General features: G+C 66.6%; 10 protein-coding genes. 7 read left to right on the forward strand and 3 right to left on the reverse strand.

The annotated features are described in order from the left end of the window. Window positions 1-13 precede the first annotated feature (13 nt). Together H618_RS0102370 and gshB are read right to left on the reverse strand one after the other, a co-directional pair. Window positions 14-913, reverse strand: a complete 900-nt coding sequence (locus tag H618_RS0102370) for an energy transducer TonB (protein WP_028693539.1) — start codon at window positions 911-913, stop codon at window positions 14-16. Between the two features lie 87 nt (window positions 914-1,000). Next, the gene (gene gshB / locus H618_RS0102375) at window positions 1,001-1,954 is read right to left on the reverse strand and encodes a glutathione synthase (protein ID WP_028693540.1); all 954 of its coding nucleotides are present in this window, start codon (window positions 1,952-1,954) and stop codon (window positions 1,001-1,003) included. A gap of 236 nt (window positions 1,955-2,190) precedes the next feature. Between gshB and H618_RS0102380 the strand changes: the two genes are divergently transcribed. From H618_RS0102380 to trhA, 7 genes are all read left to right on the forward strand, one after another. Next, the gene (locus H618_RS0102380) at window positions 2,191-2,592 is read left to right on the forward strand and encodes a response regulator (protein WP_028693541.1); all 402 of its coding nucleotides are present in this window, start codon (window positions 2,191-2,193) and stop codon (window positions 2,590-2,592) included. A 39-nt stretch (window positions 2,593-2,631) separates the two neighbouring features. After that, complete coding sequence (gene pilH / locus H618_RS0102385; protein ID WP_028693542.1) at window positions 2,632-2,997, forward strand: twitching motility response regulator PilH; 366 nt, start codon at window positions 2,632-2,634, stop codon at window positions 2,995-2,997. Then, window positions 2,994-3,548 (forward strand): chemotaxis protein CheW, encoded by a 555-nt coding sequence (locus H618_RS0102390; protein WP_028693543.1) that lies wholly within the window; start codon window positions 2,994-2,996, stop codon window positions 3,546-3,548. The genes pilH and H618_RS0102390 overlap by 4 nt, the downstream gene beginning before the upstream one ends. A 47-nt stretch (window positions 3,549-3,595) precedes the next feature. After that, on the forward strand, window positions 3,596-5,620 hold the full coding sequence (locus H618_RS0102395; RefSeq protein ID WP_154660608.1) for a methyl-accepting chemotaxis protein: 2,025 nt from the start codon (window positions 3,596-3,598) through the stop codon (window positions 5,618-5,620). A 10-nt stretch (window positions 5,621-5,630) separates the two neighbouring features. Continuing rightward, window positions 5,631-10,532, forward strand: a complete 4,902-nt coding sequence (locus H618_RS0102400) for a hybrid sensor histidine kinase/response regulator (RefSeq protein WP_028693545.1) — start codon at window positions 5,631-5,633, stop codon at window positions 10,530-10,532. Then, window positions 10,525-10,983, forward strand: coding sequence for a chemotaxis protein CheW (locus H618_RS0102405; protein WP_028693546.1), 459 nt, complete (start codon window positions 10,525-10,527; stop codon window positions 10,981-10,983). Before H618_RS0102400 ends, H618_RS0102405 begins: the two co-directional genes overlap by 8 nt. 127 nt (window positions 10,984-11,110) lie before the next feature. Further along, entirely contained in the window at window positions 11,111-11,728 is a 618-nt protein-coding gene (gene trhA / locus H618_RS0102410) for a PAQR family membrane homeostasis protein TrhA (protein ID WP_028693547.1), read from the forward strand. Window positions 11,729-11,733: 5 nt separating this feature from the next. On the opposite strand, the gene H618_RS0102415 is transcribed toward trhA, so the two are convergent. Then, window positions 11,734-12,453: a 16S rRNA (uracil(1498)-N(3))-methyltransferase gene (locus H618_RS0102415; protein ID WP_028693548.1), complete on the reverse strand. Its 720-nt coding sequence runs from the start codon at window positions 12,451-12,453 to the stop codon at window positions 11,734-11,736. Window positions 12,454-12,487 lie beyond the last annotated feature (34 nt).

A 12,487-nucleotide genomic window follows, 5' to 3' on the forward strand; every position in this document is an offset into this window, starting at 1 on the left:
GGCTCATGTGTGATCAATTGCTAGACAGACGGTCGCCGCGGGCAAAGCGCCAGGTGCGCACGATCTCCAGGCGGTCGAATTCGGCCAGATCGCCGGTGAACGGCGCGAACGGTGCCGACATGCGCACGATGCGCTGGGCGGCCTGGTCCAGTAGCGGCTGGCCGGACGATTCGAGCACCAGCACTTCATGCAGCGAACCGTCGCGGTTGATCGACACCATCAGCCGCAGGCTGCCGTACAGCTTCTGGCTGCGCGCCTCCTGCGGGTAGTTGAGGTTGCCGATGCGCTCGATCTTCTTGCGCCAGTCTTCCTTGTACCAGGCGCCCTTGTCGCGGGCCGTGGAGGCGGCGTTGAGGCGATGGATACGCGGGCGCTTGGCGTACAGCTGCTGTTCGTTGGACAGCTCGGCCTCGAGGCTGGCGATCTGGCTGGAGAGCTGCGAGCTGTCGAAATCCGGGGCCGGAGCGGTGGGCTTGGGCTGCGGCTTGCTTTCCTTGGGCCGCGGCTCGACCTTGGTCGGTTTCGGCGCCTTGGTGGTCACCACGGCCTTCTGCGGCGGCGGCGGCACTTCACGGCGCGGGGCCGGCGGCGGGGTGATCTTGTTGACCTTGCTGTCCTGGAACGGCGCCACTTCGGTGGTGGTCGGCACCGCTTTCTTCTCTAGCGTGCCGCTGCCTTGCTGGTTGTCCTGGGCGAGGAAATCGGCTTTTTCCGGCGGCTTTTCGCTCTGGAAGGTCGACAGGGTGAAGTCGAGGGTCTGGCGCACTTGTTTGGGCGTGCTGACGCTGAAGCTCACGCCGAGGATCAGCACGATGTGCAGCAGCGCTGCAAGAAACAGGGTAAAGCCCAGCCGGTCCACGGGGCGGACGCGTGGCGGCAGCAGGTCGGGCGGGATGTTGGCGGACAGCGTCATCGAATATCCAGCAAAGGCGCGGTGGGGCAGGTCAGCGGACGGGACCGGCATCATACCCCACTGCGCGGGCTTGCCGCGTGCTGGTGGTCAGCGCGCGTCGAGCTGACGGGCGATGGCGTCCATCAACTGGCCGCCGATGTCGAGGCCGAAGGCGGCGTCGATCTCGCGGATGCAGGTCGGGCTGGTGACGTTGATTTCGGTCAGCGAGTCGCCGATCACGTCCAGGCCGACGAACAGCAGGCCTTTCTCGCGCAGGGTCGGGCCGACTTGCGCGGCGATCCAGCGGTCGCGTTCGGTGAGTGGACGCGCTTCGCCACGACCACCGGCGGCCAGGTTGCCGCGGGTTTCGCCGCTGGCCGGAATGCGCGCAAGGCAATACGGCACCGGTTCGCCGTCGATCATCAGGATGCGTTTGTCGCCATCGACGATGGCCGGCAGGTAGGCCTGCGCCATGATCTGCTGCTGGCCGTGCAGGGTCAGGGTTTCAAGGATCACCGAGAGGTTCGGGTCGCCCTGGCGATGGCGGAACACCGAGGCGCCGCCCATGCCGTCCAAAGGTTTGAGAATGACATCGCCGTGGCGCGCGGCGAATTCGCGAATCACGTCGGCGCGGCGGCTGACCAGGGTCGGCGCGGTGCACTGCGGGAACAGCGTTGCGAACAGCTTTTCATTGCAGTCGCGCAGGCTCTGCGGACGGTTGACCACCAGCACGCCGTCGGCCTCGGCCTGCTCGAGCAGGTAGGTGCTGTAGATGAATTCCATGTCGAACGGCGGGTCTTTGCGCATCAGCACGACATCCAGCTCGGCCAGGGCGCTGTCCTGCTCTTCGCTCAGTTCGAACCAGTGCGCCGGATCTGCGAATACCTTCAGCGGGCGCATGCGCGCGCGGGCCTTGCCTTCGCCCTGGTAGAGGTCACGCTGCTCCATGTAGAACAGGCTCCAGCCGCGGGCCTGGGCGGCCAGCAGCATGGCCAGCGAACTGTCCTTCTTGTAGGAGATGGACGCGATGGGGTCCATGACAATCCCGAGGCGAACGCTCATGGGGTAATTCCTCTTGGCGGCGTGCGCCGCGATGGTTCGAAATGAAAAGTCGCTCAGGGTGGCGCCGCAGGCGCGGTCGGTCAAGGGGTGGGCAGATGGAACGGGCTCCCGGAGTGTGCTAAAAATGCCCCCAGCTTCACGCCGCAAGCCGTGTCCGGCGCGCAGGGCCGCACAGGCTCTGCGCCCAGCCCCGGCACAGGCCGACCTTCCAGTGAGCAGCCACGGTAACGCAACTTATGCAACAGCCCCTGAAGGTGATGGTGATCGATGATTCGCGCACCATCCGCCGTACCGCCCAGCTGCTGCTCGGCGAGGCGGGCTGCGAGGTGATCACCGCCAGCGACGGCTTCGATGCCCTGGCCAAGATCGTCGACCACGCGCCGCAGATCATCTTCGTCGACGTGCTGATGCCGCGCCTCGATGGCTACCAGACCTGCGCGCTGATCAAGCACAACAGCGCGTTCAAGGACACGCCGGTGATTCTGCTGTCGTCGCGCGACGGAGTGTTCGACAAGGCCCGCGGCCGGGTGGTCGGCTCCGACCAGTTCCTGACCAAACCATTCAGCAAACAAGCGTTGCTCGACGCCATCCGTGCCCATGTGCCGGGTTTCGTCGAGCAGCCACAACACGCCTCCTGACGCCGGCCACGGCGTCGTAGTTCCTGACGGGGAAACAGCATGGCCCGAGTTCTGATTGTCGACGACTCGCCGACCGAGATGTACAAGCTCACCGACTGGCTGGAAAAGCACGGTCACCAGGTGATCAAGGCCAGCAATGGCGCCGACGGCGTGGCCCTGGCCCGCCAGGAAAAGCCCGATGCGGTACTGATGGACATCGTCATGCCCGGCATGAACGGCTTCCAGGCCACCCGCCAGTTGTCCAAGGACCCGGAAACCCGCGACATCCCGGTGCTGGTGGTGACCACCAAGGACCAGGACACCGACCGTATCTGGGCGACACGTCAGGGTGCGCGTGATTTTCTCACCAAGCCCATCGACGAAGAGGCGCTGATCAGCAAGCTCGACGAGGTGCTCAAGGCTTGACCACCCGGCCGCAAGGCGCGTCGCTGACCGCCTTCGAACTGCTGCTGGACATCGACCGCCGCTGCCGCCTGCTGGTGGCCGATCAGCCTTTCGAACCCAGCCCGGCGCAAGCCTGGAGCGGCATTGGCTTTCGCATCGCCAGCCACTGGTTCGTCGCGCCCATGGGCGAGGTGGCCGAGGTGCTGCGTGAACCGCGCAGCAGCCGCGTGCCCGGGGTGCGCCCGTGGGTGGTGGGGGTCGGCAACCTGCGCGGGCGCCTGCTGCCGGTGCTCGACCTGTCGAGCTTTCTTGGTCTCGCCCCGGTGGCGCCGGGCAAGCAGCGTCGGGTGATGGTGCTCGACCACGACGATCTGTTCGTCGGCCTGCTGGTCGACGAGGTGCTGGGCCTGCAGCATTTCGACCTCGAGCAACTGCAGCCAACGCCGCCGCAGCCGTTGCTGCGCAGTGCCGCGCGCTTCGTTCAGGGGCATTTCCCCGGCGCACGCAACTGGGCGATCTTCAGCCCGTTCGCCCTGGCCCAGGCGCCAGGTTTTCTCGATGTGGCGTTGTAGAGGATGCTGTCTTGAGCAAGTCCACCCCTGGCGTCACTCCGCCGCCGATGACCCAGCGCACCCGCAGCAGCGCGCAGATCACCGTGCTGTTCGTGGTGCTGATTCTGTCGATCGTGCTGCTGTTCGCCAACTTCGCCTACCTCAACACCCAGTCGACCTACGACAAGCAGTACATCGGCCACGCCGGTGAATTGCGCGTGCTGTCGCAGCGCATCGCCAAGAACGCCACCGAGGCCGCAGCCGGCAAGGCCCTGGCGTTCAAGTTGCTGTCCGATGCGCGCAACGACTTCGACCGCCGTTGGGGCTACCTGCGCCGCGGCGACCATGCCACCGGCCTGCCCGCCGCACCGGCCGCGGTGCGCGACGAAATGGCCGCCGTCGGGCAGGACTGGGACAACTTGCTCAAGAACACCGATGTCATTCTTTCCAGCGAACAGACCGTACTGTCGCTGCACCAGGTGGCCGCGACCTTGGCCGAGACCGTGCCGCAGTTGCAGGTCGAGTACGAAAAGGTGGTGGAGATCCTGCTCAAGAGCGGCGCCCCGGCCAGCCAGGTGGCGGTGGCCCAGCGCCAGTTGCTGCTGGCCGAGCGTATCCTCGGCTCGGTCAACACCGTGCTTGCCGGCGACGACACTACCGCCCAGGCCGCTGCCACCTTCGGCCGCGATGCCAACCGGTTCGGCCAGGTCCTGCAAGGCATGCTCAACGGCGACGCGGCGCTGGAGATCAGCCGGGTCGAGGATGCCGATGCGCGCAACCGCCTGGGGGAAATTACCGAGCTGTTCCAGTTCGTCGCAGGTTCGGTGGATGAAATTCTCGAAACCTCGCCTGAGCTGCTGCGGGTGCGCGAGGCCGCAGGGAATATCTTCAGCCTGTCACAGACCCTGCTCGACGAAGCCTCGCACCTGGCCAACAGCTTCGAGAACCTGGCCGGCAGCCGCACCCTGGACACCGTCGGCGGTTATGCCCTGGGCCTTTTGGCACTGGCTTCGATCATTCTCATCGGCTCGATCATGGTCCGCGCCACGCGCCGGCAGTTGCGCGATACCGCGCAGAAGAACGAGCGCAACCAGCAGGCGATCATGCGCCTGCTCGATGAAATCGAAGAACTCGCCGATGGCGACCTGACCGTGTCGGTGGCAGTCACCGAAGACTTCACCGGGGCCATCGCCGACTCGATCAACTATTCGGTCGACCAATTGCGCGAGCTGGTCACCACCATCAACCACAGCGCCGAGCAGGTCGCCGCCGCCGTGCAGGACACGCAGAATACCGCGCGCCAGCTGGCCAAGGCCTCCGAGCATCAGGCCGAGCAGATCAGCGAGGCGTCGGTGGCGGTGGGCGACATGGTCGAGTCGATCGACCGCGTTTCGGCCCACGCCTACGAGTCGGCCAAGGTCGCCGAACGTTCGGTGGCCATCGCCAACAAGGGCAACGAGGTGGTGCACAATACCATCGATGGCATGGACAACATCCGCGAGCAGATTCAGGACACCGCCAAGCGCATCAAGCGTCTGGGTGAGTCGTCGCAGGAAATCGGCGACATCGTCAGCCTGATCGACGACATCGCCGAGCAGACCAACATCCTCGCCCTCAATGCCGCGATTCAGGCCTCGCTGGCCGGTGAGGCGGGGCGCGGCTTCGCCGTGGTCGCCGATGAAGTGCAGCGCCTGGCCGAGCGCTCGTCCTCGGCCACCCGGCAGATCGAAGCACTGGTGCGGACCATCCAGACCGACACCAACGAGGCGGTGATTTCCATGGAGCAGACCACCGCCGAAGTGGTGCGCGGCGCGCGCCTGGCGCAGGACGCCGGGGTGGCGCTGGCAGAGATCGAAGGCGTGTCGCAGACCCTCGCCGAGTTGATTCTGAGCATTTCCGATGCCGCGCAGTTGCAGACGTCATCGGCCGGGCAGATTTCCCACACCATGTCGGTGATTCAGCAAATTACCGCGCAGACCTCGGCAGGCTCCGGCGCCACCGCCGACAGCATCCGCCATCTGGCGCGCATGGCCAGCGAGATGCGCCGCTCGGTGTCCGGCTTCACCCTGCCGAACACGACGCCGCCGCAATGAGGAGGCCCGCATGGCGCCTGCCGCAGTGACCCTGGAACGCCACGATACGGTGGGACTGGCCTGGAGCAAGGCGGCCATTCTCGACAGCTTGCAACTGGCCCGTCAGGCCCTCGAACAGTTCGCCCGTGAGCCGGCCGAGGCGGCGCCACTGAACGAGTTCGTCAGCCAGCTGCACCAGGTACAGGGCTGCCTGCGCATGCTCGAACTGCGCGGCGCGGCGCACCTGGCCGAGGAAATGCAGCTGCTCGGTGCGGCCATGGCGGCCAGTGAGCAGAGCCCGCGCGGTGAGTGCCTGGGCGCGTTGTTCCGTGGTCTGGAGCAGTTGCCGGCCTACCTCGAACGGCTGCGCGGCGCCCGCCACGACCTGCCGCTGGTGATGCTGCCGCTGCTCAACCAACTGCGCCACTGCCGCGGCCTGGAGCCGCTTGCCGAAGGCAGCCTGAACCAGGTCGGTGCGCCCGCAGCGGCGGCTGCCGACTTGGCGGATCTGGACGTGTCGCTGGGCAACTGGCGCGAACAGCTGCAGGCGGGCCAGGGCCGCGATGCCCTGCGCTCGGTGGTGATCGCCCTGTGTGACGACCTGATCCGCATCAAGGAGCGGCTCGACCACTTCGTGCGCAGTGATCGCCACGACGCCGGCCAGATGGAAACCCTGCTGGCGCCGCTGCGGCAGATTGCCGATACCCTGGCGGTGCTCGGCTTCCAGCAGCCGCGGCGGGTGATCATCGATCAGGTGCTGGCGCTGCAGGGCCTGCCGGCGCACAACCATGCCGGCGCCGATGCGCTGTTGATGGATGTGGCCGGCGCACTGTTGTACGTCGAGGCAACCCTCAACGGCATGGTCGGGCCGCTGGAAGACAACGACCCGGCGAGCCTGCCCGGCTCCGATCTGCTGGAGATTCGTCAGCAGGTGTTGGCCGAGTGTCAGTCTGTGGTGCAACAGGCCAGGGAGCTGATCGCCGATTGCCTCGACGACGACTGGTCGTGGCAGCGTCTGCAAGGCGTGCCCGGGCTGCTGCAACAGGCGCGCGGCGCGTTGAGCATGCTGATGCTGGCAGAGGCCGCCGAGGTGCTCGGCGGGTGCGCCGCGTATACCCAGGGCTGGCTCAACGACCTCGACCAGCGTCCGCAAGCCGCGACCCTCGAGCCGTTCGCCGAGGCCCTGTGCGCGGCCGAATTCTACTTGCAATGGCAATTGGCCGACCCGCTGGCCGATGCCCGCCCGCTGTTGCAGCGGGCCTGTGCCAGCCTGGCGCTGCTGGGCGTGCCGTGTCAGCAGCGAGCCTCCACGGCAGTAGCGTCCGAGGCCCTGGATGATGGGCTGCGCGAAGTGTTTCTCGAAGAGGCCGGCGAGCTGCTGGCCGAGATCGAACGGCAGTGGTCGCTGTGGCGCGCAGAGCAGACCCACTCGACACTGGGCGAGCTGCGCCGCGCCTTGCACACGCTCAAGGGCAGTGGCCGCATGGTCCATGCCGAGGCCTTGGCGGCCCTGGCCTGGGGCGCCGAGCACCTGCTCAATCGCGTACTCGACGGGCGCATCAGCCTGAGCCGGGATGGCCAGGCGGCGTTGCAGCAGGTGTTCGTGCGCCTTCCGGACCTGCTCGCCGATTACGCCGGAGGGCAACTGGGGTCGTCTGCGGAAAACCAGGCGCTGGCCGACCATCTGCACGCCCTGGCGCAGGATCAGGCGCCGGCGCTCGCCGACACCGCGGGCCTCGATCCACACCTGCTCGGTGTATTCGCCCGCGAGGCCGCAGGCCACTTGCAGGCGCTGGACGCTTTCCTGCAGCAGGCAGGCGCTAGCGAGGTGAGCATCAGCGACGCGTTGCAGCGGGCGTTGCATACCCTCAAGGGCAGCGCGGCCATGGCCGGGGTCGAGCCCATGGCGCAGCTGGCCACCGCCCTGGATCGTCTGGTGCGGGAACACAAGGCCCATGGCCTGCTTCTGGGTGGGGTGCAGTTGCAGCAGTTGCAGGCCGCCCACGGCCTGTTGCAGCGCGGCCTCGCGCAGCTCGACAGCGCTCCGTTGGCGGCCATCGCCGGTGCTGGCGAACTGATCGAGCAGATCGAACAGAGCGTGCAGCAGGCCCTGGCGCAACCGTCGTACGCCGAACAGCCCGTGGCCCGTGACCCGCAGGCCACTGCACGCCTGTTGGGTGAAGCCATGGACCACGTGCTCGAAGCCGAGGCCGCGTTGGCACGTTGGCAGGCAGCCCCCGCGCAGCGCGATCAGCTCGATGGGCTACTCGATGAGCTGACCGCGCTCGGGCATGCCGCGCATCTGGCCGATCTGTGGTCGCTGGACCAGTTGTGCGAGAGCTTGCTCGACCTGCTCGGCGCCGTCGAAGAAGGCAGCCTTGCCGCTACCGACACGCTGTTCGCGCTGCTGGCACAGGGGCTTGAAGGCATGCTCGACATGCTCGATGAAGTCGCCGCCGGACAGGACGTCGAGCCACGCCCGGCGCTGTTGGCGCGCTTGCACGAACACCTGCACGGCGCGCTGGACCCAGCCAGCCTGGGTGTGGTCGGGCCGCAAGGCGTGCGTGCCCTGGAACTGCCGGTGGCGCCGAGCGACACGGCCGAGGGCGAGCTCGAGGCGCTGTCGGAACTGGACGAAGCGCCGGGCGACAAGGCGCTGCTGGAGGTGTTTCTCGAAGAAAGCTCGGACATCGTCGAAAGCTCGGCCGCGGCCCTGGCGCGCTGGCAGGCCGACCCGCGCAACACCGCCGAAGTCGAGACCTTGCTGCGCGACCTGCACACCCTCAAGGGCGGCGCGCGCATGGTCGAGATCAGCGCCATCGGCGATCTGGCCCACGAACTGGAGTTTCTCTACGAACTGTTCGCCGCCGGTCGGCTGCCGCCGAGCCTGGCGCTGTTCAGCCTGTTGCAGAACTGCCATGACCGCCTCGCACACATGCTCGATGCGGTGCGCCTCGAGCAGCCGCTGCATGCCGCCACCGCGCTGATCGATTACATCCGCAACTTCACCAGCTCGGCGCTGAACGACACGGTGGCCGGGGTGCTGCCCAGCGAGGCTGCACCGGCCGAAGCGCCTGCAGCCAGCCATGAGCGCGCCACCGGCGACATGGTCAAGGTCGATGCCGAACTGCTCGACGAGCTTGGCAATCTGGCCAGCGAGCACTCGATCATCCGCGGGCGCATCGAACAGCAGGTCAACGATGGCCAGTTCGCCCTCAACGAGATGGAAACCACCCTCGAGCGCATGCGTGACCAGTTGCTGCGCCTGGACAACGAAACCCAGAGCCGGGTGCTCAGCCGTCATCAGGCCGAAGGCGATACCTACGACGACTTCGACCCGCTGGAAATGGACCGACATTCGCAATTGCAGCAGCTCTCGCGGGCACTGTTCGAGTCGGCCTCCGACCTGCTCGACCTCAAGGAAACCCTGGCCCAGCGCGCCCAGCATACCCACGGCCTGTTGCAGCAACAGGCGCGTATCAACAGCCAGTTGCAGGAGGGCCTGACCGCAACCCTGATGGTGCCGTTCGAGCGGCTGGTGCCGCGCTTGCAGCGGGTGGTGCGTCAGGTCGCCAGCGAACTGGGCAAGCAGGTGGAACTGGTGGTGGGCAATGCCGAGGGCGAGCTGGACCGCAGCGTGCTGGAACGCATGGTCGCGCCGCTCGAACACATGCTGCGCAACGCCGTCGACCACGGCCTGGAAACCAGCAGCGCCCGGCGCGCGGCGGGCAAGCCGGAGCAGGGCACCATCCACCTGGGCCTGCTCCACGAAGGCGCCGACATCGTCATCGAAATGAGCGATGACGGCGCCGGGGTGCCCCTGGAGGCAGTGCGCAAGAAAGCCATCAAGCGCGGCCTGCTCGACCCTGAGGCGACCCTCAGCGATCACGAAGTCTTGCAGTTCATCCTGCGCCCGGGCTTTTCCACCGCCGAGAAGATCACGCAGATTTCCGGGCGTGGCCTGGGCATGGACGTGGTGCATGAGGAGGTCAAGCAACTGGGCGGTTCGATGAGTATCGAGTCCAGTCCTGGCAAGGGCGCACGTTTCCAGATCCGCCTGCCGTTCACCGTGTCGCTGAACCGCGCGCTGATGGTGCACCTGGGTGAAGAGCAATACGCCATTGGCCTGAACACCATCGAGGGGGTGGTGCGCGTGCCACCGGCCGAGCTGGAAGCGTGCTATCGCCTCGATCCGCCGCAGTACGTGTATGCCGGTTACCAGTACCAGCTGCGCTACCTGGGCGAGCTGCTGCAAGGCACGCCGCAGCCGAACCTGCTGGGCCAGAGCGTGCCGCTGCCGGTGTTGCTGGTGCATTCCCAGGAACAGTCGTTCGCCATCCAGGTCGACGGCCTGTCGCCGAGCCGCGAGATCGTGGTCAAGAGCCTTGGCCCGCAATTCGCCGCCGTGCCGGGCCTGGCTGGGGCGACCTTGCTGGGCGATGGCCGGGTGGTGCTGATTCTCGACCTGCTCGGCCAGTTGCGTGGCCAGCAGCGGCGCCTGGCGCGCTTGCCTTCGGCGGCACGTAGCACGCCCATGCTGCCTGGCAGCAGCCGGCAGCGCTCGTTGCTGGTGATGGTGGTGGACGATTCGGTGACGGTGCGCAAGGTCACCAGCCGCCTGCTCGAGCGCCACGGCATGAGTGTCCTGACCGCCAAGGACGGTGTCGATGCCATGGCCTTGCTGCAAGAGCATTGCCCCGACGTGCTGTTGCTGGACATCGAAATGCCGCGCATGGACGGCTTCGAGGTGGCCACGCGGATTCGTCAGGATGAGCGCCTCAGGCACCTGCCGATCATCATGATCACCTCGCGCAGCGGGCAGAAGCACCGCGAGCGGGCCATGGCCATCGGCGTCAACGAATACCTGGGCAAGCCGTATCAGGAGTCGCAACTGCTGCACAGCATCGCCCACTGGAGTGCCCCGCATGCTTGAACACATCGTCGGCCAGCGCAGCAGCCTCACCGGGCTGCTGTTGCCGTTGGGCGACCGCACCTTGCTGCTGCCCAACGTGGCCATCGCCGAGCTGGTCGGCCAGCGCCAGCTGAGCTGCGAGCAAGGCGCGCTCGACTGGCACATGGGCTGGCTCGACTGGCGCCAGCAGCGGCTGCCACTGATCGGTTTCGAAGCGGCCTGTGGCGGTCACACCCCCTGCGGCGAGCGTGCACGCATCGTCGTGCTCAATGCACTGGGCGACACCGGCCTGCGCTACCTGGCGCTGCTGCTGCAAGGCATTCCGCGCTCGTGCAAGCTCGACAGCCAGCTCAATTATGTCGACGTGCCGCTGGCCGCGCTGGAACTGGCTGCAGTGCAGGTGGCCGAACAGGTGGTGCGGGTACCCGACCTTGCTGCGCTCGAGCGCCTGGTGCGTGACGCACAGTTGTAAAGTCGCCCGCGCAAGATGTAGTTCGGCTTCGGTTGCTGGTCGCAAGAGGCTTGCGCCAGAGCCTTCGCCGAGTGGTGGACGTGTCGGGTCGACGGAACCCGATCAGTAACCGGAGGTCTGTTCCTGCATGTATTACGGTGAACGTTTCAACGCTTGGACCCATCTGGTCGGCGCCGTTCTGGCGGCCATCGGTGCACTCTGGTTGATCATCACGGCGGGCCTGCAAGGCGACCCGTGGAAGATCGTCAGCTTTTCCATCTATGGCTTCACCTTGCTGTTGCTCTACAGCATTTCCACCCTCTACCACAGCACCCGCGGGCGGGCGAAGGTGATCATGCGCAAGCTCGATCATCTGTCGATCTACCTGCTGATCGCCGGCAGCTACACGCCATTCTGCCTGGTCAGCCTGCGCGGGCCCTGGGGCTGGAGCCTGTTCGGCGTGGTCTGGGGGCTGGCCGCGATCGGCATGTTGCAGGAGATCAAGCCGCGTTCCGAGGCGCGCATCCTGTCGATCGTCATCTATGCGCTGATGGGCTGGATCGTGCTGGTGGCGGTCAAGCCGCTGCTCGCTACCCTGGGCACGGCAGGCTTTGCCTGGCTGGCCGCAGGCGGAGTTTTCTACACCGTCGGCATCATCTTCTTCGCCTTCGACCGGCGCTTCCGCCACTGGCACGGTATCTGGCACCTGTTCGTGATCGCCGGCAGCCTGCTGCACTTCATCGCGGTGTTCTTCTACGTGCGCTAGGCGCGCTAGAAATCACCCCACAGCTGCTGCGCCACTGCCAACGCCACCACCGGTGCCGTTTCGGTGCGCAGCACCCGAGGGCCGAGCCGGGCAGGGTGGAAGCCGGCGGCACTGGCCTGGCCCACTTCCGCGTCGCTCAGGCCACCTTCGGGGCCGATCAGAAAGGCCAGCCGGGCCGGTTTGGCATGGCTGGTCAGCGGCGCCGCCACGGGGTGCAGCACCAGCTTCAGGTCGGCATCGGTGCTGCCGAGCCATTCGGCGAGGGTTAGCGGCGGATTGATCTGCGGCAGGGTCGAACGGCCGCATTGCTCGCAGGCGCTGATCGCCACTTGCCGCCAGTGCGCCAGGCGCTTGTCGGCGCGCTCGTCCTTCAGACGCACTTCGCAGCGCTCGCTGACGATCGGGGTGATGGCCGTTACGCCCAGCTCCGTGGCCTTCTGGATCGCCCAGTCCATGCGCTCGCCGCGCGACAGCCCCTGGCCCAGGTGAATGTGCAGCGGCGAGTCGGCCTGACCGGGCAGCGCCTGGTCGAGCGCAACCCGTACGGTTTTCTTGCCCACTTCCAGCAACTGGCCGAGAAATTCCTGACCACTGCCGTCGAACAGTTGTACGGCATCGCCTGGGTTCATGCGCAACACGCGGCCAATGTAGTGGGCCTGCGCTTCGGGCAGGTCGTGCTCGCCAAGGCTCAAGGGGGCGTCGATGAAAAAGCGTGAGAGTCGCATGGTCTGTCTCGATGGAAGGTATGGCTCGATGGAA

Origin of the sequence: Pseudomonas cremoricolorata DSM 17059 = NBRC 16634 (assembly GCF_000425745.1) — a bacterium.
Classification (GTDB): Bacteria; Pseudomonadota; Gammaproteobacteria; order Pseudomonadales; family Pseudomonadaceae; genus Aquipseudomonas; species Aquipseudomonas cremoricolorata.